The following is a 24375-nucleotide window of genomic DNA, read 5'->3' on the forward strand; positions in this document are numbered from 1 at the left end:
AGTGGCATTAACGAGTGACTGTACGCATGGTCACGAACTCTTCGGCCGCCGTCGGGTGCACGCCGATGGTCTCGTCGAATTGCTGCTTGGTCGCACCGGCTTTCAAGGCAATGCCCAGGCCCTGGATGATCTCGCCAGCGTCAGGGCCAACCATGTGGCACCCCAGCACCTTGTCAGTCTCGGCATCCACCACCAATTTCATCAGGGTCTTTTCCTGAATGTCGGTCAGGGTCAGCTTCATGGCGCGGAAGCGGCTTTCGAACACCTGCACCTTGTGCCCGGCCTCCAGCGCCTGCTCCTCGGTGAGGCCAACAGTACCGATAGGCGGCTGGCTGAACACCGCCGTCGGGATGTTCTGGTAGTCCACCGGGCGGTACTGCTCCGGCTTGAACAGGCGCCGCGCCACGGCCATGCCTTCGGCCAGGGCCACCGGGGTAAGCTGCACACGGCCGATCACATCGCCAATGGCCAGGATCGAAGGCGCAGTCGTCTGGTACTGCTCGTCGACACGAATGTAACCACGCGCATCCAGCTCGACGCCGGTGTTTTCCAGGCCCAGGTTGTCCAGCATCGGGCGCCGCCCTGTGGCGTAGAACACACTGTCTGCAACCAGCTCGCGGCCGTCCTTGAGGGTGGCCTTGAGGCTGCCATCTTCAAGCTTGTCGATACGCTGGATATCGGCATTGAACTGCAGGTCGAGGCCGCGCTTTTCCAGTTCTTCCTTCAGGTGTGTGCGCACCGAGCCATCGAAGCCGCGCAGGAACAGGTCGCCACGGTACAGCAGCGTGGTGTCGGCCCCCAGGCCCTGGAAGATGCCAGCGAACTCGACGGCGATATAACCTCCACCCACTACCAGCACCCGACGAGGCAGGTCCTTGAGGTAGAAGGCTTCGTTGGAGGTGATCGCCAGTTCCTTGCCCGGGATGTCCGGGATCTGCGGCCAGCCACCGGTCGCGATGAGGATGTGCTCGGCGGTGTAGCGCTGGCCTTCCACCTCCACTTCATTGGCGCCGGTCAGGCGTGCGTGGCCTTGCAGCAGGGTGACGCCGCTGTTGACCAGCAGGTTGCGGTAGATGCCGTTGAGGCGCTCGATTTCGCGGTTCTTGTTGGCAATCAGGGTGCCCCAGTCGAAGTGCCCTTCTTCCAGGGTCCAGCCGAAACCTGCGGCTTGTTCCAGTTCGTCCGCGACATGCGCGCCGTACACCAGCAGCTTTTTCGGCACGCAGCCGACGTTGACGCAGGTCCCCCCCAGGTAGCGGCTTTCGGCCACCGCCACTTTCGCGCCAAAGCCCGCGGCAAAGCGCGCTGCGCGCACACCGCCGGACCCGGCACCAATCACGAACAGATCAAAATCGTAGGCCATGTATTCACTCTCCTAGGCAGGCGCCCAGCATAACGCCGTTGGCCGCCGCAAACAAAAAAGCCACCCCGAAGGGTGGCTCTCGTACCAGCTGGGCCAATCAGTAAGCCTTGCCAGCCTTGTAGAAGTTCTCGAAGCAGAAGTTGGTCGCCTCGATGTAGCCTTCGGCACCACCGCAGTCGAAACGCTTGCCCTTGAACTTGTAGGCAATCACGTTACCTTCGGCCGCTTGCTTCATCAGCGCGTCGGTGATCTGGATCTCGCCACCCTTGCCCGGCTCGGTCTGCTCGATCTTCTCGAAGATATCCGGGGTCAGGATGTAGCGGCCGATGATGGCCAGGTTCGACGGCGCATCTTCAGGCTTGGGCTTCTCGACCATCGAGTCGACACGGAATATACCGTCACGGATCTCTTCGCCGGCGATGACGCCATATTTGTTGGTTTCCTGCGGGTCCACTTCCTGGATCGCGACGATCGAGCAGCGGTATTGCTTGAACAGCTTGACCATCTGCGCCAGCACACCGTCACCGTCAAGGTTGACGCACAGGTCGTCCGCCAGCACCACTGCAAACGGCTCGTCGCCAATCAGCGGGCGGCCGGTGAGAATCGCGTGGCCCAGGCCTTTCATTTCGGTCTGGCGGGTGTAGGAGAACGAGCACTCGTCGAGCAGGCGACGGATACCCACCAGGTATTTTTCCTTGTCGGTGCCCTTGATCTGGTTTTCCAGCTCGTAGCTGATGTCGAAGTGGTCTTCCAGGGCGCGCTTGCCGCGACCGGTCACGATGGAGATTTCGTTCAGACCGGCGTCCAATGCTTCTTCAACGCCATACTGGATCAGTGGCTTGTTGACCACCGGCAGCATTTCCTTGGGCATGGCTTTGGTAGCGGGCAGGAAGCGAGTGCCGTAGCCGGCCGCCGGGAACAAGCATTTTTTGATCATATACGTCCTTAACAAAGGCTAGGCCTGTGGAATTCGGCGCAGTCTAATCAGGCGGCACTTACCTTACAATGCCCCTGATAGCGACCGATGCCATCATAGAGATAACCCAGTGTAGATAGTTCCGGGGGATCGTAAATATTACCGTCATACATGACGGGCGGATGACAGCTAAATCAGGGTGCCTGTACCGGCCCTTTCGCGGGTAAACCCGCTACCACAGGCACCGCATCAGGCTTGAGCTCTGCACAGATCTGTGGGAGCGGGGTCACCCGCGAAGAGGCCGGCACAGGCGCTGCATCAGCTACCGGTGCCCTGCCCGATCAGCACCCCATCTACCTTCTGACCATACAGGTTCACGCCGTCATTGGCATGGAACTTCACCCGCGTCTTCTCGATGGAGCCCTCCACCAGTCGCGGGTCCTGCGGCCGTTCATGGCGGTTGACCCACGCGGCAACGTCCCAGGCCTGCTGATCGCTGAGGCTGCCCGGCTTGCCCAGCGGCATGTTGTACTTGATGAACGACGCTGCCGTGTTGATGCGGTGCATGCCAGCGCCCCAGTTGTAGGAGTCCTTGCCCCACAGCGGCGGCATCACGTAATCACCGGCCACCTTCTGCCCTTGGCCGTTGTCGCCATGGCAAATCGCGCATTGCTCGCCGTACACCTGCTGGCCCCGCTTGAAGTCATAGCCGCCCTCGGGCTGCGGCACCTCCGGGTAACCACGCCCGGCAATCTCCACGCCAGTGGGCGCCTTGGTCGACAGCCAGTACGCATAGGTCGCCAGTGCCGTCATCTGCGGGCTATCGGCGGCAGGTGGCTTGCCGTTCATGCTGAACTGGAAGCACCCCTGGATGCGCTCTGCGTAGGTATTCACCTTGTCGTTCTTCTTGCGGTACGCGGGGTACATCGGGTACGCGCCCCACATCGGCGCGGAATGCGCCAGGCGCCCCTGGTCGAGGTGGCAGTTACTGCAATTCATGCCGTTGCCTACGGCCTCGGGCATCAGCCGGCGGGTATCGACGAACAGGGCATGGCCCTCACGCACCATCTTGCCAAAGGCATTGTCGGGCAACTCGCTTTCGGCGGGCGGCACAAACTGCGGCGCGGCCTGCACGCCGGGTACCTTCAGCTGCGACTGGTCTTCCATGGCGATCGGGGCGGCCTGGGCGCTGCTCATGGCCACCAGTAAAAAGGCTGGAATCAAGGGTTTCATGGCGTGACCTCCTGGCTGGCGGAGCGGGCGAAGAACTCGGCGACAGCCTTGATCTCGTCATCGGTCATGGCCTTGGCCACGCCGACCATCAGCTGGTTGGGGTCATTACTGCGGCTGCCGTCGCGCCAGGCATTGAGCTGCGCCACCAGGTAACTGGCAGGCTGGCCGGCCAAAGGCGGGAAGTGTTCGCCAACCCCGCCGCCGCCAGGGCCATGGCATTGCACGCAGCCCGGTATCTGCCGGTTCCAGTCGCCGTACAGGGCCATGCGGGTGGTCGGGTCATCGGCAATCTGCTGGCGCCACAGGTTGCCGGCGGGGTCTGCCGGCAAGCTGGCCAGGTAGGCACTCACCGCCTTGATTTCATCTTCGCTCAAGGCCTTGGCGAGCGGTTCCATCACCGGCTGCTTGCGGCTGCCATTGCGCCAGTCATGCAGTTGCTTGCTGAGGTAACCAGCCGGTAGCCCGGCCAAGCGCGGAAAGCCGGCGGCGGCAATGCCCTTGCCGTCGGGGCCATGGCACCCGAGGCAAGCCATGGCAGCGGGGTTTGCCCCACCCTGGGTGAAGACTTTCTGGCCATCGGCGGCATGCGCCATGGGCCAGGCCAGGATCAGCAGGCTGCCGATCACGACGCGTCTCAACGGTGTCATCACGAATCTCCCTTTCTTTTGTTATATGTTTAGGCTTAAAACATATAAGCAAAGACAGGAAGGTCCGTTGCCTCAGATCAATGCCCGGAGATGCATTGGGTGGCCGCGGTGCGCACATCGCCCAGGCGCAGGGGGAAGTTGTTCAGCCGCTCACGCAGCTTGATGCTGCTGCCGCTGCCTCGCTTGTCGATGTCCACCAGTGCCGCCGGCCCTACCCCCGAGCTGATCTTCTGCGGCACGATCAGGCGCAGGCCGTCACCACGCGGCTCTTCCACCAGCGGATCGCGCGTATCGGCCAGCTTCTGCTTGATGCAGTCGGCATATTCACGCGGGGTCTTGCCAGAAATCACATCCAGCGTTTCGTGCGATTGCTCCAGCTCCGAAACGCTGACACAACCGCCCAGCGCCGCCACAGACACCACCGCCACCATCCACTTCATTTAGAGCACCTCAGCCTTCAAGAATCCTGTTCGACCGCAGCCAGGCGGTTTTGCTCCCTGCATTGGCAGATTTATCGGGGCCTGGCCATCGAGCGCGCCAGTGTAACGGCACATCGTGGTATCTTTTGCCTTTACAGATCCAAACCTTGCGGAGCATCACATGAAATTCGTACACCAGCGCGAGCACCTCAACGAGGACGACATCGTCGTTATCGAATGCTCCCAGCGCTGCAACATCCGCCTGATGAACGACGCCAACTTCCGCAGCTTCAAGAACGGCGGCCGTCACACCTACCATGGCGGCCAGTTCGTTGACTTCCCGGCCAAAATCACGGTACCCAGCACCGGCTTCTGGAACATCACCATCGACACCGTGACCACCCGCCCGATCTCGGTAACACGCAAGCCCACCTTGAGCCACAAGATCAAGATCATCCGTCGCTCTTCGTCGAAACTCAGATAAGACTGCCATGACCCAGAACATCAAGTACGTCATCAAATACAAGCTCGACGGCGAGCGCCGCTGGGATTTCGCCGTCATGCCCGACGCGTCGCAGGAACAGGCACTCGATGCCCTGCGCAAGATCCACGGCGACGACGCCGACAAGATCAGCGACATTCAGGTGAGCAAGGCACTGTAAGGCTGCGCGCCAAGGAGAACTGCATGAGCAACTGGCCCGACCGTCGTATCCTCGATCTGCTGGGCATCGAGTTGCCTATCCTCCAGGCGCCCATGGCCGGTGCCAGCGGGTCGGCGATGGCCATCGCCGTGGCCAACGCCGGAGGGCTTGGCGCCCTGCCCTGCGCCATGCTCACAGGCGAACAAGTACGGGGCGAGATTGCAGCCTTTCGAAACGCTTGCCCGGGCCGCCCGCTGAACCTGAACTTCTTCTGCCACCAACCGCCAGCGCCCGATGCCGAGCGCGATGCCCGCTGGAAGCAGGCCCTTAAGCCTTATTACAACGAAACGGGTGCTGATTTCACGGCCCCCACGCCAGTGTCCAACCGTGCGCCGTTCGACGAACAAAGCTGCCAGCTGATCGAGCAACTGCGCCCGGAGGTGGTGAGCTTCCACTTCGGCCTGCCCAAGGCTGACCTGCTGCAACGGGTGAAGGCCAGTGGTGCCAAGGTACTGTCCAGCGCCACTACGGTAGAAGAAGCGGTTTGGCTGGAACGCAATGGCTGTGACGCGATCATCGCCATGGGGTATGAAGCCGGCGGCCATCGGGGCATGTTCCTCAGCGACGACATTACCAGCCAGATCGGCACCTTCGCCCTTGTGCCGCAGGTGGTGGACGCGGTCAGCGTGCCGGTGATTGCCGCAGGCGGTATCGGCGACCACCGTGGCCTGGTGGCGGCGCTGGCACTGGGCGCTTCGGCAGTGCAGATCGGCACGGCTTACCTGTTCTGCCCCGAGGCCAAGGTTTCGTCGGCGCATCGCCTGGCGCTGGACAGCGCGCCCGCGAGCGACACGGCGTTGACCAACCTGTTTACCGGCCGCCCGGCGCGCGGCATCAACAACCGCATCATGCGCGAGCTGGGGCCGATGAGCGACCTGGCACCGTGCTTCCCGCTGGCGGGTGGAGCATTGATGCCATTGCGGGCGATCACCGATCCGCAAGGTAACAGTGACTTCAGTAACCTGTGGTCAGGGCAGGCGTTGCGGCTGGGGCGGCACGTGCCTGCGGGGGAGCTGACCCGGGATATTGCCGAAAAGGCACTGGCCCTGGTTAATCGTTAGGCATCTTCATATACAGGCTCGGCCTCTTCGCAGCACAAGGCTGCTCCTATAGGCGCCTGTAGGAGCAGCCTTGTGCTGCGAAGAGGCCGAGCCTGCAAATGCATCACCCAGCCCCTTCCCGGCAAATGGCCTATCGCTATATAGTTCAGCACATAACGATAACCCCAAGGAGCTGTCTTCATGCGTATCCGCCTATCCCACCTGGCCGTCACCGCCTTGGCCACCCTGTTCGCCTTCAACACTGCCTGGGCCGATGAGGTTCAGGTCGCGGTCGCAGCCAACTTCACAGCCCCGATCCAGGCCATCGCAAAAGACTTTGAAAAAGACACCGGCCACAAACTGGTCGCAGCCTACGGCGCCACTGGGCAGTTCTACGCACAGATCAAGAACGGCGCACCGTTCGAAGTGTTCCTCGCCGCTGACGACAGCACCCCGAAGAAGCTTGAAGAAGAAAAGGAAATCGTCCCTGGGTCGCGCTTCACCTACGCCATCGGCACCCTGGCCCTGTGGTCGGCAAAGGAAGGCTACGTAGATGCCAAGGGTGACGTACTGAAGAAAAACGATTACAAACACCTGTCCATCGCCAACCCGAAAGCGGCACCTTACGGCCTGGCCGCCACCCAGGTGCTGGACAAGCTGAAGCTCACCGAAGCCACCACAGGCAAGATCGTCGAAGGCCAGAACATCACCCAGGCCTTCCAGTTCGTCTCCACCGGCAATGCCGAGCTGGGCTTCGTCGCCCTGTCGCAGATCTACAAGGACGGCCAGGTAACCAACGGCTCCGCCTGGATCGTGCCGTCCAACCTGCACGACCCAATCCGCCAGGACGCGGTGATCCTCAACAAAGGCAAGGACAATGCGGCCGCCAAGGCTCTGGTCGAATACCTCAAAGGCCCGAAAGCCGCTGCGGTGATCAAGTCCTACGGCTATGAACTCTGATGCCACTGGACGCCAGTGACCTGGGTGCAATCTGGCTGACCGTCAAACTGGCCAGCCTGACCACCCTGATCCTGCTGGTTATCGGCACCCCCATCGCCTGGTGGCTGGCGCGTACGCGCTCATGGCTACGCGGGCCGGTAGGCGCGGTGGTTGCTCTGCCGCTGGTATTGCCACCCACGGTGATCGGCTTTTACCTGCTGATCGCCCTCGGGCCGCACGGCTGGCTCGGCCAGGCTACCCAGGCGCTGGGCCTGGGCAGCGTGGTGTTCAGCTTCACGGGCCTGGTGATCGGTTCGACGGTGTATTCCATGCCATTCGTGGTGCAGCCGCTGCAGAATGCATTTGGCGCGATCGGCCAGCGCCCGCTGGAAGTCGCCGCCACTTTGCGCGCCAGCCCATGGGACACCTTCGTTCATGTGGTGCTGCCGCTGGCCCGCCCCGGTTTCGTCACCGCCAGCATCCTTGGCTTCGCCCATACCGTTGGCGAATTTGGCGTGGTGCTGATGATCGGTGGCAACATCCCCGACAAGACCCGCGTGGTCTCGGTGCAAATCTTCGATCACGTCGAGGCCATGGAGTATTCGCAAGCCCACTGGCTGGCCGGTGCCATGCTGGTGTTTTCCTTCCTGGTGCTGCTCCTGCTGTACGCCGGACGCCGCGGCAAAGCTGGCTGGAGCTAAAATGACCGCATCGATAGTGGCGCGCCTGAACCTGGCGCGCGACGACTTTACCCTGGACGTTGACCTGCACCTGCCCGGGCGCGGCGTCAGCGCGCTGTTCGGCCACTCGGGCTCCGGCAAGACCAGCTGCCTTCGCTGCCTGGCCGGCCTGGAACGGGCCGCCAGCGCCTACATCGAGGTTAACGGCGAAGTCTGGGAAGACACCGCCCGCGGCTACTTCCAGGCCCCGCACCTGCGGCCGGTGGGCTACGTGTTCCAGGAGGCCAGCCTGTTCCCGCACCTGTCGGTGCGCGGCAACCTCGAATTCGGCTGGCGCCGGGTGGCGGCGGCTGAACGCAAGGTGAGCCTGGACCAGGCCTGCCAGTTGCTGGGCATCGGCCACTTGCTGGAACGCCGCCCCGCGACGTTGTCTGGCGGCGAGGCGCAGCGGGTGGGCATTGCCCGTGCCCTGCTCAGCAGCCCACGCCTGCTGTTGATGGACGAGCCGCTGGCGGCCCTCGACGGGCCGCGCAAGCGTGAGATCCTGCCTTACCTTGAGCGCCTGCACGATGAACTGGACATTCCGCTGGTGTATGTCAGCCACGCCCAGGATGAAGTGGCGCGGCTGGCCGACCACCTGGTGTTGCTGGAGCAAGGCCTGGTGGTCGCCAGCGGCCCGATTGGCGAAACCCTGGCCCGCCTCGACCTGTCGCTGGCCCAGGGCGAGGACGCTGGCGTGGTGTTCGAAGGCCTGGTGGTCGGCCACGACCCGCACTACGACCTGCTCGACCTGCGCCTGCCCGGCGGCTCAGGGCCGGTGCTGCGCATCGCCCACCCGGCCCACGTGATGGGCAGCACCTTGCGCGTCAAGGTGCAGGCCCGTGACGTCAGCCTGGCGCTGGCGGCCGACAGCACATCGAGCATCCTCAACCGCCTGCCGGTACAGGTGCGCGAAAGCCGCCCGGCCGACAACCCAGCCCATGTGCTGGTCAGCCTGGATGCCGGCGGCAATGCCTTACTCGCGCGCATCACGCGCTTCTCGGCAGACCAGCTCGGCCTGCACCCGGGCCAACTGCTGTTCGCCCAGATAAAGTCGGTGGCGTTACTGGGCTGAGCATCCTGCGCGCGGGTGTTGTCCATTGATCAATGACCTGATCGAGGCCTGCCCGCCATGCTCGACTGCCCCCTGCCGCGCAGCTTGCACTACGTTGACGACAGCCAGCCGGGCCTGACCCGGCGACGCTGGCGCGACCGCTTCATTTACCTGGATGCCGATGGCCAGCGGGTGCGCGACAGCGCCACCCTTGCGCGCATAGCCGCGTTGGTGATTCCGCCTGCCTATACAGATGTGTGGATCTGCACCGACCCGCAGGGCCACTTGCAGGCAACCGGTCGCGATGCCCGTGGCCGCAAGCAGTACCGCTACCACACGCAGTGGCGCGAACTGCGCGACCAGCACAAGTACGGGCGCATGCTGGCCTTCGCTGAGGCCTTGCCAAAACTGCGCGCGCAACTGGAAACCCACCTGGCACGGCCAGGCCTGGACCGGGAAAAGGTCATGGCATTGGTCGTGAGCTTGCTGGACCACACCCTGATCCGCATAGGCAACCAGCGCTACCTGCGCGACAACCAGTCCTACGGGCTGACCACCCTGCGCAACCGCCATGTTCAGGTCAAGGGCAGCAGCATCCGTTTCCAGTTCCGCGGCAAGCGGGGTGTCGAGCACGACGTCACCCTCACCGACCGGCGCTTGGCCAACCTGCTCAAACGCTGCATGGAACTGCCTGGCCAAGCGCTGTTCCAGTACCTGGATGAAAACGGCCAGCGCCACAGCATCGGCTCCAGCGAGGTCAACCAGTTCCTGCAGGAGCTGACCGGCGCCGACTTCACTGCCAAGGACTACCGCACCTGGGCCGGCAGCAGCCTGGCCCTGAACCTGCTCAGGCCCTTGGCCTGGGAGCCCGAGACCGAGGCAAAGCGCCAGGTCGCTGCCATCGTCCGCCAGGTGGCTACACGGCTGGGCAACACGCCCGCAGTCTGCAGGCGCTGCTACATTCACCCGGCCGTACTTGAACACTATGCCCAGGGGCGACTGGGCAACTTGCCGAAGCGCCGTATGCGCAAAGGCCTGGACCCTGAAGAAGTGGCCTTGTTGCTATTTCTTCAGGCACTTGAGGAACAGGATGGCCATTAAGCCTGTCTATTCAGGCGATGATGCGAAGAAATTTCCCATTGGCCACCAAGCCCCCTATTCTTGCCATCGAGCACCTTGGCCGACAAACCGCTGGCGGTTTGTTTCGGCACCTGCAACTGAAGATACGCAACAGAATTTGTCTGTCGGGGAATTACTATCCGCCGAAAGCGTCTTTAATGAGAAGGAAGAGGGATACGCTCCCACCGCCGCGGCAACTGGCCCAGCGGTTTTTTACATCACCAAGGAGAACTACATGCTGATACTCACCCGCAAGGTTGGCGAAAGCATCGTCATCAACGATGACATCAAAGTCACCATTCTAGGCGTCAAAGGGATGCAGGTGAGGATCGGGATCGATGCACCGAAAGATGTCCAGGTCCATCGCGAAGAAATTTTCAAACGCATCCAGGCCGGTAGCCCCGCCCCGGAAAAGCACGACGACTCACACTGAGCCTACCCTCTCCAGCGTGCAAGGACGCGCTCGACCGCCAGCCTCAGGTGCCCAGTAGCTGACGCACCTTGGCGATCATCTCGTCCATGTCGAACGGCTTGTCGAATATTGCGGCGAACAGGGCCGGGCATCCTTGGCTGGCCTGCGCGCCGCTCATCAGAATGACCGGCAACTCGCACAGCGTCGGGTCTTCGCGCATGGCACGAACCAGTTCCTCACCGTTGAGCAGAGGCATCATGTAGTCGGTAATCACCAGCTCAACGCGTTTCTCCCTCAACGCCTCCAGCGCCTTGCTGCCGTTGCTCGCCTTTTCCACCAGATAGCCTTCGTCCTCCAGCGCAAAACCGAGGATATCGGCAATCAGGTATTCGTCATCGACGATCAGGATGGTGTTCATTGGCTCATCCGTCACCCGCTCCCCTGCGGTATCGGCGTACCCGAGAGCACACCGCATGCACCTTCGAATGCCCTGCGCAAGGTAATGCCCTGCGGCCCGATCAACAGCTCGTGCAAGGCAGGGTCATGGTGACTGTCACGCACCTTGAGGATCGACACCATGCGTCGCAGCTGCGAATCCAGCTCGACGAAGCGCATCAGCATCAGGTTGTCGACAATGCTCGACAGGTCCGGGGCCGGGGCACTGATTTCCGCGCCGAAGATGTCGCGCATTTCCCAGGTCAGCATCACGCTCACATCACGCGCACGCAGCTCGCCAGCGATGGCACGGAAAAACGCATTGAGCCGCGTCGGGTCGACAGCGAGGCGACTGAACGCCCCGAGGCTGTCAATCAACACGCGTTTGCTGCCATGGGCCTCGACACGCTCAAGCAGGCGCGCACCGATCTGGTCCAGCAGCCCCTCGGTAGTCGGTTGCCAGCACAACTGCAGGCTACCTTCCTGCTCCATGGCTGCAAAGTCGTAACCCAGCGATGCGGCCTTGTTGCGCAGGCGGTCGGGCGTTTCGTAAAAGCCGAAGTGCAGCCCCGGTGCCTGCTTGGTGCTGGCGCCAAGAAAGGCCAGCCCCAGTGAAGTCTTGCCGATACCCGACGGCCCGATCAACAGACTCACCGAACCCATGGCCAAGCCACCATCGAGCATCTCATCGAGGGATGGCACACCGCTGCCGATGCGCGCCGGGGTGGCGCTGCCCATCTGGCTGGGGTGGCTGAACAACGCCTCCAGGCGCGGGTAGACGTGCATGCCGCTTTCATCGATAAGGCATTCGTGGCGCCCCGACAACGCCCCACTGCCGCGAGTCTTGCGCAACTGGATATGGCGCACGGCGCGGCTGCCTACCAGTTGCTCACCCAGCTCGATCACCCCATCGACCATGGTGTGCTCCGGGCTGCCCTCGTCCAGCCGTGCGCTGGTGAGCAGCAGCACGGTGCAGCCGGCAAAGGCCGCATGCCCCTGCAGCTCGGAGACAAACTTCTTGGTATCCAGCGCGGTTTCGGCGCGCACCCGGGCATTGAGCACACCATCGACAATCAACAGGCTGGCCTGCTGCCGAGCGATTTCCTGGCGCAGCAGCCGCACCACGGCATCCAGCCCTTCCTGCTCAAGGGTGTCGAAGGCACTGACGAACTGGATCTGGTCGCCGACCAGCGTCGGGTCAAAAAAGTCCATGGTGGACAGGTACTGGAACAGCCGTTCATGCGATTCGCTCAGCAAGGTGGCCACCAGCACCCGGCCGCCCGTACGCACGTGCCCGCAGGCCAACTGATTGGCCAGGATGGTCTTGCCGGCACCCGGCGGGCCTTGAATGATGTAGGAGGCGCCGGCTACCAGGCCGCCCTTTAGCAGCGCATCGAGCCCTTCGATACCTGTCACCAACCGCCTGAGTGCCTGCGCCATGATGCTTACCTGTCGAGTGGGCTGTTGGTCTTGTCCTGATACGTTGGCAAGTAAAGCTGCATGGAAGTTCCATGGCCGAGCTCACTGGCGACACAAATGGCGCCACCGCTCTGCCTGGCAAAACCATACACCTGGCTAAGGCCCAGGCCAGTGCCCTTGCCAAACTGCTTGGTGGTGAAGAATGGCTCGAAGATGCGCGGCAATACTTCTGGTGCAATCCCTTCGCCGCTGTCTTCCACCACAAAGCGCACGAAGCTGCCTTGCAGCCCTTCCACCTCGCCCGCCAACTCGACCACCTCGGCCGTCAGGCCTATCCGGCCCTCCCCGGCGATGGCATCGCGGGCATTGAACAGCAGGTTCAGGAGCACCATCTGCAACTGCCCGGCATCCACTTCGATCAACGGCAAGCCCGCTTGCAACTGCACCTGCAGTTCAATCGAGCTGGGCAGTGCGTGCTCCAACAGGCCACGGGTGGCGGCGACAAGGTCTTGCGGTGCGACGCACGCCACATCGAGCCGGCGGTGACGGGCAAAGCTGAGCAGCTGCTGGGTCAGTTCGGTGCCCCGCTGCCCCGCATCGAGAATGTGCTGCAGCATGCGCTGGATACGCGCCGGGTCCTGGCTGGCCAGCGCCAGGCGCGCCGAGCTGATGATGATGGTCAGCATGTTGTTGAAGTCATGCGCCAGCCCCCCGGTCAATTGGCCCAAGGCTTCCAGCTTCTGCGCCTGGAACAGCTGGGCGCGCACGGCATCGAGCTGCATCGCCGACTCGCGACGGTCGGTGATGTCTCGCGTGACCTTGGCCAGGCCGATGATCTGGCCCTGGTCATCGCGGACCACGTCCAGCGCGGCCAGCGCCCAGAACTGTGTACCATCATTGCGCACCCGCCAGCCCTCATCCTGCGCCACACCCTGCTCCAGCGCCTGGCGCAGCAAGCGCTCGGGGCGGCCGTCGGCACAATCCTGGGGGGTGAAGAATAGCGAGAAATGCTGGCCGATCACTTCATCGGCGCGGTAGCCCTTGATCCGTTGCGCGCCGGCATTCCACGACACCACATGGCCGGTCGGGTCGAGCATATAGATGGCGTAATCCACCACCGACTGCACCAGCTGTTCATAGCGCTCGGCAGGTATGGCGGGGTGATCGAGACAGTCAGCTGAAACCATGAAAACTCCACTGGCACAGCAGGAGGGACGATGTGAGCTTAGCCGAGGGTAACCGCCAACGGCCCCCTCTGGCTACCAATGGTCAGCGTTCAGGCTCGACCAACGCAGGGCTGATACGGCGTGGCATGGCAACTTTCAGCAGCCACAGGCCAACCAGCATGATCCCTCCGCCGCCAGCCAGAGCCATCCACCGCTGCGGCTGTGGGTGCTCGGCATCGAAACCGAGCATCAAGAGGTAGCCACCCAGGCTGATCAGGCTGAGGTAAAGAAACGCCCCCAACACGATCACCAGCGCAAACAGCAGCCGCCACAACAGCCGTGGGCGCACGACACGCTCGCTAGCGTCGGACTGAGCCATCGCCGCATACTCTTGGATCCAATAAAGGGGTGACAGTGGCGTAATGACAGCAAGCTGTCAATTATCCAGTGGTTCGGCCCTTCATTCTGTTGATCATAGGTGCTGCAGTTGACTCAACTATAACAATGGGTTATAAAGCGCGCTTGATTGCAAAGCCCTTCTGCTTAGAAGCGAGCTGGTCGTTGCGGCCCTTTCAAGCGTGCGAGTGTGGTGGAATTGGTATACACAGCAGACTTAAAATCTGTCGGCGTGAGCCTTGCGGGTTCGAGTCCCGCCACTCGCACCAAACTTCGTTGAAAAGGCGCCCGTGCGGCGCCTTTTTGCTGCCTGCAAGCAATGTCTTGCGCAGCTGCTAGAGTGGAACTTGTCCCCGTCCACTGGAACGCCACCATGCGCTACTCCCTGTTCGATGGCCAACGCGACATCATTATCCTGATCGCCCGCGTATTGCTGATGATCCTGTTCGTCTTGTCTGGCTGGGCCAAGCTCACCGGATTTGATGGCACGGTTGGCTACATGACGTCGTTGGGCGCCCCTGCCCCCATGCTGGCGGCTGCAATTGCCGTAATCATGGAGTTTGTCGTCGCCATCCTGCTGATCCTGGGCTTCTACACACGTCCGCTGGCGTTTCTGTTTGCGCTGTTCGTGCTGGGCACGGCGCTGCTGGGCCACCCGTTCTGGAACATGGTCGACCCCGAACGCAGCGCCAACATGACCCAGTTTCTGAAAAACATGAGCATCATGGGCGGCCTGCTGTTGCTGGCCGTGAGCGGCCCAGGGCGTTTTTCGGTGGACGGGCGCTGAGTCAGTCGTCTTCGCAGTCATCGAACCAGGCTGGGTGATCACGCTCCTCGTCATCGAGGTCATCCAGCGTTTCCTCGTCTTCTTCCACTTCATCCTCGGCGCCTTGGGCATCCGCCTCGGGCTCCATGTCGTCGTAGAGAAATTCATGGTCAAGCAGGTGATCGTGCTCGGGTTCGTGCAGGTCGTCGTCGTGCATGCTGGCTCCTGGGGTGATGGCAGGCCTGTATAGGCGTATCAGGTTCCGAGGTCAATGTGTTGCTGCTTAATCCTGGGTTAACCGGCCACGCGCAGCCTGCAGTCTCTCCCTTCAAACGTCTTTTGCCCGCCTTTCATGGCGGGCTTTTTTATGGCTTTGGGAGCATGACAGCCTCATGACCTGAGCTTCACGAAATACTGACAACCGGATTGGCACACTGGCCCCGCTCCGTACGTTCTTGCAGCCCGCCGCATCATTGCCGCGGGCTTTTCTTTTTGCGACGTGTTCTTGATGCATGACCTGAAGCAGTTTTGCCCGACCCGGCAAGGGCTATGCTAACCCAGCGATAACCCAAGCTCACTCGGATAGACACGGAGGCTCTTATGAAAGCTGCTGTTGTTGCACCAGGCCGTCGCGTGGACGTGGTAGAAAAAACCCTGCGCCCCCTCGAACACGGCGAAGCGCTGCTGAAGATGCAATGCTGCGGTGTCTGCCACACCGACCTGCACGTGAAAAATGGCGATTTCGGTGACAAGACCGGCGTCGTGCTGGGCCACGAAGGCATCGGCGTGGTTCAGGAAGTCGGGCCGGGCGTTACATCGCTCAAGCCGGGCGACCGTGCCAGTGTTGCCTGGTTCTACCAGGGTTGCGGGCATTGCGAGTATTGCAACAGCGGCAACGAAACCCTGTGCCGCGAGGTGAAGAACTCCGGGTACACCGTGGATGGTGGCATGGCCGAAGCCTGCATCGTCAAGGCCGACTACTCGGTCAAAGTACCCGACGGCCTCGATTCCGCTGCCGCCAGCAGCATCACCTGCGCCGGCGTCACGACCTACAAGGCGGTGAAAATTTCCAACATCCGCCCAGGCCAATGGATTGCCATCTACGGCCTCGGCGGGCTGGGCAACCTGGCCCTGCAATATGCCAAGAACGTCTTCAACGCCAAAGTGATTGCCATCGACGTCAATGAGCAGCAACTGCGCTTCGCCAGCGAAATGGGCGCAGACTTGGTGGTCAACCCGCTCAACGAAGACACCGCAAAGGTTATCCAGGCCAAGACCGGTGGCGCCCACGCCGCCGTGGTGACTGCCGTCGCCAAAGGCGCGTTCAACTCGGCCGTCGATGCCCTGCGCGCTGGCGGGCGCCTGGTTGCGGTCGGGCTTCCGTCTGAATCCATGGACCTGAACATTCCCCGCCTGGTGCTGGATGGCATCGAAGTGGTGGGCTCGCTGGTCGGGACACGCCAGGATCTGCAGGAAGCCTTCCAGTTTGCGGCTGAAGGCAAAGTGGTGCCCAAGGTGACTTTGCGGCCAATCGAGGATATCAACCAGATCTTCGACGAGATGCTGGAAGGCAAGATCAAAGGGCGTATGGTGATCCAGTTCGAAGGTTGATTGCCTCAAAGCTGATCATTTCGCACGACCACAACGCCCGTAGATGATCCTCTACGGGCTTTTTGCCTTCTCAACAGTCAAGGAACAGACCATGAGCTTCGACTGGCACGCCGGCCCGATCACCAGAGCCACACCGCTGGACAAGCATTACCGCAACACGCAGAAGGTTCGTCAGTTTCTGCTCAGTGAATGTGGCGCGTCATTCAAGTTCGACCGTGCCTTTATGGCATGGATCAAAACCGGGGCACCCTCCACGATGGGCGAAGTCGCGGACGAATGGCAGCGAATCCATCGATGACAGCCGGCACCTGATGCCTGTAAGCCGGATTGTGCTGTAGCCGCGTCTTTGAGCATCTTGTCCAACGATTCAACCATGCTGGAATAATCCATTTCCTGACTCCATCAATGTTGGATTTGGCTTGAGTTCACCATAGCTTGAGAACGTTTCAATATTTAATGAGGGCGCCGAGACGATATTAATCGCCCTCCTGCTGATGACCATCGCCTCAGAGATGAGGTTCAAGATAAGTGCTCAAGACGCAGTGCGCGGCCTGGCATAGACTGTCGGATCCATTTGGCCACAGCGCGCTGGTGCCAGCATCGGGTTTTCACCGTCATCAAGTTGAACACGCAGCTGGTGCAGTGGCCGAGTGCTCGATCTTCTGCGACTGATCCTGATCTCAGACGCTTTCTGCTGTTTGACTTCAGATTCCCTTCAGATTCGCCGCTGATAATTCTCTCCGTCGAACCCAATCGGGGGAGTTTTATGAGCGAATCTGAATGGAGCAGCCTGCTCCCGCTTCCTGTAGGCAGTCATGCCGACCACCACGCGCGGTTGTCGCTTCATCTGGCAGGCGACTCTTCACGCGAGGATCTGGAGCACTTCATCCACCAGTGCTTTGCCACCGTGCACCAAGCGGATGTGCAGCATTACTTGCCAGAGCTGCTGGCATTGCATGACAGCCACGGACGCCTGATCGCAGCGGCCGGCATGCGATCAGCCTGCGACGGGCCTCTGTTTCTCGAGCGGTATCTGGACGCCCCTTTGGAGGTGGTTGTTTCGCAGGTCGCCGGTGTTGCCCTGGACCGTACAGGCATGGTCGAAGTGGGCAACCTGGCCTCACTCAGTGCTGGCAGCGCCCGAATCATGATCATTGCCGTGACTTGGTTGTTGGCTTCGCGTGGCCTGGAGTGGGTGGCATTCACCGGCGCGGCGACACTGATCAACAGTTTTCAACGGCTGGGCTTGATGCCTACCGTTTTGGCTGCGGCTGATCCTGAGCGCTTGCAGGGGCAGTCTAATCAGTGGGGAACGTACTACGACCAACGACCACATGTGTTCGCCGGCAACATCGGCCATGGCTTCGATGCCCTGACCCGGGCGGGGGTGTTCCAACGCCTTGGGTTTCCCAAGCGGGCCCAGGAGACCGGTCATGCCGCATGAACTGCATCTCTTTCAGGCGTTGTTGCTCCAGCATGCCCAGCAAAAACCCGATTCTGTAGCTGTTCAGGGCCTGGGCCAGTGTTTCACCTACCGGCAATTGCTTGACGAGGTCGAATTCCGTGTAGCCCGCTTGCTGACCAGGCCAGCGGGCACGTTCGTCATGGTGCTGGATAACGGGCCTGAACTGCTTTTCTGGGACTTGGCGGCTCTTTTCGCCGAGCGCACTTGTGTGATCGTACCGCCGTTCTTCAGCGCGGCTCAGTTCCGGCACTGCCTGCAGCAGAGTGGTGCCACGAGCGTGCTGTGCGAGACGCAGTGGACCGCCCAGCTCCTTGAGCAAGGGTTTACCCAAAAGCCGGCAGAAGGCTTCCTGACGCGTGATGGCGTCGTCGCGCCTGAATTGCCGGCGGGCACCGCAAAGATCACCTACACCTCCGGTAGTACCGGGAGCCCCAAGGGCGTATGCCTGGGCGCCGAGGCCATGCTGCGGGTAGCGCGGGAGCTGGAAGCTGCAAGCCGACCAACCGAGCCTCAGCAATACCTGGCGGTACTGCCACTGGGTGTATTGCTGGAGAACCTCGGCGTATATGCCGCGCTCATGGCGGGCGCCTGCGTCCAGCTCTACCCGCAGCAACAGTTGGGCATGGGCGGCGCAAGCCAGGTGGATTTCAAGCGCTTGCTCGCTGCGATTGCCCTAAGCGGTGCACAAAGTCTGATCCTCGTGCCGCAACTGCTGATGGGGCTGGTCACCGCTATCGAGCGCAGGCTCATGGGTGTTGGCCCACTGCGATTCGTGGCCGTGGGCGGCGCCCGGGTATCACCCAACCTGCTGGCTCGGGCCGATGCCGTCGGCTTGCCAGTATTCGAAGGCTATGGCTTGTCCGAATGCGCCTCGGTGGTTGCGCTGAACCGCCCGGGGGCCGTTCGCCCAGGCAGCGTCGGTAAGCCCTTGCCCCATGTGCAGGTGCACATTGCTGACGACGGCGAGGTGCTGGTGGCTGGCTCGACCTTGCTGGGTTACCTGGAAGAGGCGCCGGTGACCGGTGAGTGGTGGGCGACGGGCGACCTCGGTCACCTCGACGAAGAGGGCTACCTGTACCTTGACGGGCGCAGTAAGCACCAGTTCATCACCAGCTTCGGTCGTAACGTCAACCCGGAGTGGGTTGAGTCGGAGCTGACTCAGGGCGGCGTGATTGCACAGGCATTCGTGCATGGCGAAGCCTTGCCGCACAACCTGGCGCTGCTCTGGCCACTGGACCCCGCCGCCAGCGACGAGGCTATCGAGCAGGCCGTACGGCACTGCAACGCGCAACTGCCCGATTACGCCCATGTGCATGCCTGGCGCCGTTTGCCGGCCCCGCTAAGCCCCATTGATGAAACCCTGACTGCCAACGGCCGCCCACGGCGCGAGGCGATCCTGCAGCGTTACCAAACCCTGTTATCCGACATCGCGTTGTGAGGTTCACCATGTCATTTTTCGATGCTTTGCAAACACAAACTGCCGAGGAGCGTCAGGCGTTATTCGCAGTGCCTGTAATCCGGGACGCGTTGGCCGGCCAGGTCAGCCTGGACAGCTACGTCGCCTTCCTGACCCAGGCCTACCACCATGTCCGCCATACGGTGCCGCTGATGATGGCCTGTGGCGCGCGTTTGCCGTCGCGCCTGGAATGGCTGCGCGGTGCCGTGTGCGAATACATCGATGAGGAGTACGGCCACGAACAGTGGATCCTCAACGACATCAACGCCTGCGGCGGCGACTGGGAGGCCGTGCGTGATAGTCGGCCAGCGCTACCAATCGAGCTGATGGTCGCCTACCTCTACGACCTGATTGCACGCGGTAACCCTGTCGGGCTGTTCGGCATGGTCAACGTACTGGAAGGCACCAGCATCGCCCTGGCCACGCAGGCGGCGGCCACCATCCAGAGCACGTTGGGCTTGCCTGGCCAGGCGTTCAGCTACCTCAGCTCCCATGGTGCGCTCGACCAGGACCACATGGTGACCTACAAGCAGTTGATGGACCGCCTCGATGACGAGGGCGACCAGCAGGCTGTCATCCACGCCGCAAAGGTCGTCTACCGCTTGTACACCGAGATGTTCCAGGGCTTGCCGCGCGCCGCGCAGCACGAGGTGCGTCATGCGCTTGCCTGAATCCGTGGTGGTTCTCACCGGTGCCAGCGGGGGTATTGGACTGGAGCTTGCCGGGCAATTGTGCGCTGCCGGTGCCCAGGTGCTGGCGGTCAGCCGGCACATGGGCAAGCTGGCTGGCCTGATGAATCGGTATCCGGACCGTTTGCGTTGGCAAGAAGCTGACCTGCGCAGCCAGGCAGGGCGCGAGCAAGTGGTTGGTCGAGCCCGCGAGATGGGCAATGTCAACGTTCTGATCAACGCTGCCGGGGTGAACCGCTTCGCCTTGCTCGATCAGTTGGGCGAGCACGAGCTCGATGAGCTGCTGGACATCAATCTGAAGGCGCCGATACAACTGACACGTGGCTGCCTGCCGTTGCTGCGCACCCAGCCCAAGGCGCTGGTGGTTAATGTCGGATCCACCTATGGCTCGATCGGCTACCCCGGCTATGCCACCTACTGCGCCAGCAAATTCGCCCTGCGTGGCTTTTCGGAAGCGCTGCGGCGCGAGTTGGCCGACACCACGGTGAATGTGCTCTATGCAGCGCCCCGCGCGACCCGCACAGCGATGAATAGCAGTGCTGCGACAGCGCTCAATCAAGCGTTGAAAGTCGGCATGGACGACCCCGCGGATGTCGCTCGTGCAGTGCTTCAGGCCGTGGAGTCTGAACGCAGCGAGCTTTACCTGGGCTGGCCGGAAAAGCTCTTCGTGCGCATTAACGGCATGTTGCCGGGTGTAGTCGACCGCGCACTGCGCAAACAATTGCCTGTCATTCGCCGCTACATCGGCAGCCACTCCAAGGAGTCGATCAAATGAAGCGACTGCTCATCGCCAGCTTGCTGGCATTCGCACCCTTCACCTGGGCACTGGATCAGACCGGCACACAGCACCTGAGTGAGCTACAGCAGCGCTGGGCGCAGATCCAGTACCAGTTACCCAAGGACAAACGTGCTGACGCCTTCGAAAAGCTGGCGAGTGACGCGACGGCCTTCGTTCATCAGTATCCCGGTACCCCAGAGCCATTGATCTGGGAGGGCATCATCAACAGCAGCTGGGCGGGGGCCACCGGTGGCCTTGGCGCGCTAGGCAAGGTCAAGGCCGCGAAGGCTAGCCTGGAGCAGGCCATGAAGCTGAACCCCAACGCCCTGCAGGGTTCGGCCTATACCAGCCTGGGCACGCTGTACGATCAAGTGCCCGGTTGGCCGATTGGTTTCGGTGATGCCGAGATGGCCGACAAGATGCTGCGCAAAGCCCTGCAGATCAGCCCCGGCGGTATCGACAGCAACTATTTCTGGGCTGATCATCTGTATCGGCAAAAACGCTACCCGGAGGCTACCGCAGCCCTACACAAAGCCTTGCAAGCCCCACCGCGGCCGGGGCGTGAGCTGGCTGATCAGGGTCGTCGCGCGGATATCGATGCTTTACTCAAGGCGATCAAGGACAAACAGGACTGAACATGCGGCTTTTGCTGGTTGAGGACGATATCGCACTGGGAGAGGGGATCTGCGACGGTTTGCGCCAGGAGGGCTACACCCTCGACTGGTTGCGTGACGGTGTCAGTGGCTTGCATGCTTTGCAACACGAGATCTTCGACCTGGTGATCCTGGATCTTGGATTGCCCCGCATGGATGGCATTGAACTCCTGCGGCGGGTACGCGCCGGCGGCGACAGCCTCCCGGTGCTGATCCTCACCGCACGGGATACCCTCGATGATCGCATCACCGGCCTCGATGCCGGCGCCGACGATTACCTGGTCAAGCCGTTCGACCTCAACGAGCTGAAGGCACGCTTGCGCGCGTTGCTCAGGCGCAGCGCCGGCCGCGCCAAGGTCATGATCGAGCATGCCGGCGTCAGCCTCGACCCAGCTACCCAGCAAGTTCATTACAACGGCGTTGAAGTGGTGCTGACCCCCAAGGAATACATGCTGTTGCACGAGTTGCTGGCGCAGCCGGGCAAGGTTTTCACCCGCGAACGCCTGACCCAGCTGCTGTATGGCTGGGATGAGGAACCCGAGAGCAACACGCTGGAGGTGAACATCTACCACCTGCGCAAAAAACTGTTCAACGGGCTGATCCGTACGGTGCGCGGCATTGGCTATCTGGTCGAGGCCAAGGCATGAGCTCGCTGCGCCAACGCACCCTGTGGCGGGTGATGCTGTTGCTGCTGCTGGGGACCGGCCTGCTGGCGCTCTATAACTATCACGACAGCCGCCATGAAATTAACGAGGTTTACGACGCGCACCTGGCTCAGAACGCTCGCTTGCTGCAGGGCGTCATGAGCCTGCCGGTGCAAAGTGGCTCGCGTGAAGCGATGTACCAGGCATTCAACGAGGCATTGGCCCAGGCGGGCCACCATCGGGTAGGCCACCCCTACGAGAGCAAGCTGGCATTCCAGGTCTGGCAGGACGGCGCTGGCCTGCTGGTGCACACACCCAGTGCGCCGACCATCGACCCTCCACCGACGGTCCCCGGTTTCTACGACTTTTCCAGCGGTGGCGAGCAATGGCGCGGTTTCGTGCTGCCGGTGCCGGAACGACACTGGGTGATCTGGGTGGGCGAGCGTGACGATGTGCGCTACGACTTGATCGATCGCATCGTTCGCCACACCCTGTTCCCGTTCCTGGTCGGCAGCCTGGTGTTGGCACTGCTGGTTTGGGCTGCTATCGGCTGGGGACTGCGGCCGTTGCAGAACATGGCCAACATCATCCGTGGGCGTCACGCCGATTCGCTAGAGCCGCTGCAGTTGGTGCCTCTGCCCTCGGAGCTGGAGCCCATGCAGGCCGCCATCAACCGCTTGTTGGCGCAGATCGAGGACCTGTTGCGGCGTGAGCATCGGTTCATTGCCGATGCCGCCCACGAAATGCGCACACCCTTGGCCGTTCTCCGCCTGCACGCGCAGAACGCGCTGGAGGCCAGCAACGAGGCCGAGCGACACAAAGCGCTGGGCTTTCTGATGGGTGGGGTGGACCGGCTTACCCGGGTTGTCAATCAGTTGCTGACGCTGGCCCGTGTCGAGCCAAGGCTGGGGCAGCGAGCCAGTACTGAGATCGACCTGGCCGAAGTGGCCACCGAGACCTTGGCTGACCTGACCCCGTGGATACTGGACCGCGGCCTGGAGCCCTCGTTGGACATCGGTGAAGGCGACCATCACCTGACAATCGATGCCGGCGCCCTGGGCATCGCCCTGCAGAACCTGGTGTCGAACGCGGTGGAGCACTCACCGCCCGCTGGCCGCATCACGGTGTCACTCAGGCGCTTGGAGAATCACGTCGAGCTGGTCGTCGAGGACGAGGGGCCGGGTATCGATGAGGCCAGCCTGTCGCGCGTATTCGAGCGTTTCTACAGCCGTAACAGTCCCAATGGTGCAGGCCTTGGGCTTTCCATCGTGGCGACCATCGTTGACCGGATGGGCGGGCAGGTGCATTTGCATAATCGAGCAAGCGGCGGGCTAGCCGCCACCTTGCTGTTTCCGGTGGCTTGAATTCCCCAGCATACTCGCCGTTCGGCGTTGTAGTTGAAGCGTTACTCTACAAGCACTGAGTCATCGACGTTCAAGCGGTCTGAATTTAACCCGCCCGACCAACCCGCGAATGAGTAAGACGTCTCTCGCCACAGTGCGAAAGGCCCAACGACAACTGTATTTATATACAACCAATCTGGCATCGGGTGCCCGGTAAATTCTGAGTGATGAACAATCTGTCGGGCGAGAGGTGGGAAAATGTGCGGACGATACTCGATCTATGAGTCGATGGATCATTACCTGCGCCAGCTGTCGCTGGACCTGGTGGTGATCAATGGCTACGACCACGCGCCAATCAACCGCTTCAACGTGGCACCGTCGACACGCGTCGAAGTTATCCGCCCGGTCGACGATGGACTCAGCGTAGATCGGGTCAAGTGGGGGTGGTCGCCGTTTTGGGCGAAGGGGAAGCGGCCGGACCCGATCAATGCCCGGGCTGAAACGGTGCTAACAGGGAAATTCTTCAAAGACCTGTGGCCAGGTGGTAGAGCCCTGGCGCCGGCGAACGGCTGGTTCGAGTGGATACCAGACCCAGCGGATCCGAAGCGCAAGCAGCCGTACTACATCACAAGCGCCAACGGCGCCCCGCTCTATTTCGCTGCGCTTGCAGAAGTGCACCAGAACACCGGGCCTGACGAGCGCGATGGATTTGTGATCATCACCGCAGCAGCGGATCAGGGACTGATCGACATCCACGACAGGAAGCCCTTGGTGTTGCCCCCTGAGCTCGCGCGGGAATGGATCGACCCGACTACATCGCCGGAGCGGGCTGCGGCGATCGTGGGGCAAGGTTGCATGCCAGCTGCGGAATTCCGGTGGTATCCGGTCGGCAAGGCGGTAGGAAATGTGAGGAATGAGGGTGAGTCGTTGATTACACCGATGAACAACGAAAATCATCAGGGTCAGCTAGAGTTTTGATGAGTACAAGCACC

The 24375-nt window shown here is 61.8% G+C and carries 29 protein-coding genes and 1 tRNA gene; 20 read left to right on the forward strand and 10 right to left on the reverse strand.

The genetic code is table 11. The features are described from left to right. Positions 1–7 precede the first annotated feature (7 nt). The 5 genes from gorA to MRBLPB4O_RS17875 form a co-directional block, all read right to left on the reverse strand. On the reverse strand, positions 8–1363 hold the full coding sequence (gorA, locus tag MRBLPB4O_RS17855) for a glutathione-disulfide reductase (RefSeq protein WP_341796123.1): 1356 nt from the start codon (positions 1361–1363) through the stop codon (positions 8–10). A gap of 97 nt (positions 1364–1460) precedes the next feature. Further along, on the reverse strand, positions 1461–2300 hold the full coding sequence (galU, locus tag MRBLPB4O_RS17860) for a UTP--glucose-1-phosphate uridylyltransferase GalU (protein ID WP_016487927.1): 840 nt from the start codon (positions 2298–2300) through the stop codon (positions 1461–1463). Between the two features lie 297 nt (positions 2301–2597). Then, the gene (locus tag MRBLPB4O_RS17865) at positions 2598–3512 is read right to left on the reverse strand and encodes a c-type cytochrome (protein ID WP_258653199.1); all 915 of its coding nucleotides are present in this window, start codon (positions 3510–3512) and stop codon (positions 2598–2600) included. Then, positions 3509–4159 carry a c-type cytochrome gene (locus MRBLPB4O_RS17870; protein ID WP_197899599.1) on the reverse strand — a complete coding sequence of 217 codons (651 nt, stop codon included), beginning with the start codon at positions 4157–4159 and terminating at the stop codon, positions 3509–3511. Before MRBLPB4O_RS17870 ends, MRBLPB4O_RS17865 begins: the two co-directional genes overlap by 4 nt. A gap of 77 nt (positions 4160–4236) precedes the next feature. Further along, positions 4237–4599 (reverse strand): hypothetical protein, encoded by a 363-nt coding sequence (locus MRBLPB4O_RS17875; protein ID WP_016498960.1) that lies wholly within the window; start codon positions 4597–4599, stop codon positions 4237–4239. A gap of 160 nt (positions 4600–4759) precedes the next feature. Here MRBLPB4O_RS17875 and MRBLPB4O_RS17880 point away from each other — a divergent pair, with 160 nt between their 5' ends. The 8 genes from MRBLPB4O_RS17880 to csrA all read left to right on the forward strand — a co-directional run bounded on the left by MRBLPB4O_RS17880 (position 4760) and on the right by csrA (position 10583). Then, positions 4760–5062: a DUF1883 domain-containing protein gene (locus MRBLPB4O_RS17880; protein WP_016487931.1), complete on the forward strand. Its 303-nt coding sequence runs from the start codon at positions 4760–4762 to the stop codon at positions 5060–5062. A 7-nt stretch (positions 5063–5069) separates the two neighbouring features. Continuing rightward, on the forward strand, positions 5070–5240 hold the full coding sequence (locus MRBLPB4O_RS17885) for a hypothetical protein (protein ID WP_095115567.1): 171 nt from the start codon (positions 5070–5072) through the stop codon (positions 5238–5240). Between the two features lie 23 nt (positions 5241–5263). Further along, positions 5264–6340 carry a nitronate monooxygenase family protein gene (locus MRBLPB4O_RS17890; protein WP_341796124.1) on the forward strand — a complete coding sequence of 359 codons (1077 nt, stop codon included), beginning with the start codon at positions 5264–5266 and terminating at the stop codon, positions 6338–6340. 180 nt (positions 6341–6520) lie between these two features. Further along, a complete protein-coding gene (modA, locus tag MRBLPB4O_RS17895) occupies positions 6521–7279 on the forward strand; it encodes a molybdate ABC transporter substrate-binding protein (protein ID WP_341796125.1) in 759 nt (252 codons plus the stop codon). Next, positions 7279–7959, forward strand: a complete 681-nt coding sequence (gene modB, locus MRBLPB4O_RS17900; protein WP_016487935.1) for a molybdate ABC transporter permease subunit — start codon at positions 7279–7281, stop codon at positions 7957–7959. Before modA ends, modB begins: the two co-directional genes overlap by 1 nt. A 1-nt stretch (position 7960) precedes the next feature. Continuing rightward, complete coding sequence (modC, locus tag MRBLPB4O_RS17905; protein WP_341796126.1) at positions 7961–9052, forward strand: molybdenum ABC transporter ATP-binding protein; 1092 nt, start codon at positions 7961–7963, stop codon at positions 9050–9052. Between the two features lie 57 nt (positions 9053–9109). Next, complete coding sequence (locus MRBLPB4O_RS17910) at positions 9110–10132, forward strand: DNA topoisomerase IB (RefSeq protein WP_341796127.1); 1023 nt, start codon at positions 9110–9112, stop codon at positions 10130–10132. A 253-nt stretch (positions 10133–10385) separates the two neighbouring features. Further along, positions 10386–10583 (forward strand): carbon storage regulator CsrA, encoded by a 198-nt coding sequence (gene csrA, locus MRBLPB4O_RS17915; RefSeq protein WP_004375914.1) that lies wholly within the window; start codon positions 10386–10388, stop codon positions 10581–10583. Between the two features lie 43 nt (positions 10584–10626). Here the strand turns inward: csrA and MRBLPB4O_RS17920 are convergent, their stop codons facing one another. From MRBLPB4O_RS17920 to MRBLPB4O_RS17935, 4 genes are all read right to left on the reverse strand, one after another. Next, positions 10627–10980, reverse strand: coding sequence for a response regulator (locus tag MRBLPB4O_RS17920; protein ID WP_016498954.1), 354 nt, complete (start codon positions 10978–10980; stop codon positions 10627–10629). An 11-nt stretch (positions 10981–10991) separates the two neighbouring features. Further along, positions 10992–12437, reverse strand: a complete 1446-nt coding sequence (locus tag MRBLPB4O_RS17925) for an ATPase domain-containing protein (protein ID WP_341796128.1) — start codon at positions 12435–12437, stop codon at positions 10992–10994. A 5-nt stretch (positions 12438–12442) separates the two neighbouring features. Beyond that, positions 12443–13603, reverse strand: coding sequence for an ATP-binding protein (locus MRBLPB4O_RS17930; protein ID WP_341796129.1), 1161 nt, complete (start codon positions 13601–13603; stop codon positions 12443–12445). 82 nt (positions 13604–13685) lie between these two features. Beyond that, on the reverse strand, positions 13686–13961 hold the full coding sequence (locus MRBLPB4O_RS17935) for a hypothetical protein (protein WP_016498951.1): 276 nt from the start codon (positions 13959–13961) through the stop codon (positions 13686–13688). Positions 13962–14162: 201 nt separating this feature from the next. Between MRBLPB4O_RS17935 and MRBLPB4O_RS17940 the strand changes: the two genes are divergently transcribed. Both MRBLPB4O_RS17940 and MRBLPB4O_RS17945 read left to right on the forward strand, forming a co-directional pair. Beyond that, positions 14163–14247: transfer RNA gene (locus MRBLPB4O_RS17940), tRNA-Leu, on the forward strand. Positions 14248–14351: 104 nt separating this feature from the next. Beyond that, positions 14352–14765 (forward strand): DoxX family protein, encoded by a 414-nt coding sequence (locus MRBLPB4O_RS17945; RefSeq protein WP_016498950.1) that lies wholly within the window; start codon positions 14352–14354, stop codon positions 14763–14765. A 1-nt stretch (position 14766) separates the two neighbouring features. Here MRBLPB4O_RS17945 and MRBLPB4O_RS17950 read toward each other — a convergent pair whose 3' ends face one another. After that, positions 14767–14961, reverse strand: a complete 195-nt coding sequence (locus MRBLPB4O_RS17950; protein WP_341796130.1) for a hypothetical protein — start codon at positions 14959–14961, stop codon at positions 14767–14769. Between the two features lie 383 nt (positions 14962–15344). On the opposite strand from MRBLPB4O_RS17950, the gene adhP reads away from it, so the two are divergent. The 10 genes from adhP to MRBLPB4O_RS18000 all read left to right on the forward strand — a co-directional run bounded on the left by adhP (position 15345) and on the right by MRBLPB4O_RS18000 (position 24361). Beyond that, on the forward strand, positions 15345–16355 hold the full coding sequence (adhP, locus tag MRBLPB4O_RS17955; RefSeq protein WP_084966332.1) for an alcohol dehydrogenase AdhP: 1011 nt from the start codon (positions 15345–15347) through the stop codon (positions 16353–16355). 91 nt (positions 16356–16446) lie between these two features. Continuing rightward, complete coding sequence (locus MRBLPB4O_RS17960) at positions 16447–16653, forward strand: DUF6434 domain-containing protein (RefSeq protein ID WP_059395924.1); 207 nt, start codon at positions 16447–16449, stop codon at positions 16651–16653. A gap of 468 nt (positions 16654–17121) precedes the next feature. Beyond that, complete coding sequence (locus MRBLPB4O_RS17965) at positions 17122–17799, forward strand: thermostable hemolysin (RefSeq protein WP_341798906.1); 678 nt, start codon at positions 17122–17124, stop codon at positions 17797–17799. After that, positions 17789–19258 carry an AMP-binding protein gene (locus MRBLPB4O_RS17970; RefSeq protein WP_341796131.1) on the forward strand — a complete coding sequence of 490 codons (1470 nt, stop codon included), beginning with the start codon at positions 17789–17791 and terminating at the stop codon, positions 19256–19258. Before MRBLPB4O_RS17965 ends, MRBLPB4O_RS17970 begins: the two co-directional genes overlap by 11 nt. Positions 19259–19266: 8 nt before the next feature. Further along, the gene (locus tag MRBLPB4O_RS17975) at positions 19267–19947 is read left to right on the forward strand and encodes an iron-containing redox enzyme family protein (RefSeq protein WP_341796132.1); all 681 of its coding nucleotides are present in this window, start codon (positions 19267–19269) and stop codon (positions 19945–19947) included. Continuing rightward, on the forward strand, positions 19934–20740 hold the full coding sequence (locus MRBLPB4O_RS17980) for an SDR family oxidoreductase (RefSeq protein ID WP_016498943.1): 807 nt from the start codon (positions 19934–19936) through the stop codon (positions 20738–20740). The genes MRBLPB4O_RS17975 and MRBLPB4O_RS17980 overlap by 14 nt, the downstream gene beginning before the upstream one ends. Beyond that, positions 20737–21378 (forward strand): hypothetical protein, encoded by a 642-nt coding sequence (locus MRBLPB4O_RS17985; protein WP_341796133.1) that lies wholly within the window; start codon positions 20737–20739, stop codon positions 21376–21378. Before MRBLPB4O_RS17980 ends, MRBLPB4O_RS17985 begins: the two co-directional genes overlap by 4 nt. Before the next feature lie 2 nt (positions 21379–21380). Next, positions 21381–22043, forward strand: a complete 663-nt coding sequence (locus MRBLPB4O_RS17990) for a response regulator (protein ID WP_341796134.1) — start codon at positions 21381–21383, stop codon at positions 22041–22043. Then, complete coding sequence (locus MRBLPB4O_RS17995) at positions 22040–23404, forward strand: ATP-binding protein (protein WP_341796135.1); 1365 nt, start codon at positions 22040–22042, stop codon at positions 23402–23404. The genes MRBLPB4O_RS17990 and MRBLPB4O_RS17995 overlap by 4 nt, the downstream gene beginning before the upstream one ends. A 237-nt stretch (positions 23405–23641) precedes the next feature. Beyond that, complete coding sequence (locus tag MRBLPB4O_RS18000) at positions 23642–24361, forward strand: SOS response-associated peptidase family protein (RefSeq protein WP_341796136.1); 720 nt, start codon at positions 23642–23644, stop codon at positions 24359–24361. Positions 24362–24375: the final 14 nt, after the last annotated feature.

Origin of the sequence: Pseudomonas sp. LPB4.O, from assembly GCF_038383825.1 — a bacterium.
Lineage (GTDB): Bacteria > Pseudomonadota > Gammaproteobacteria > Pseudomonadales > Pseudomonadaceae > Aquipseudomonas > Aquipseudomonas putida.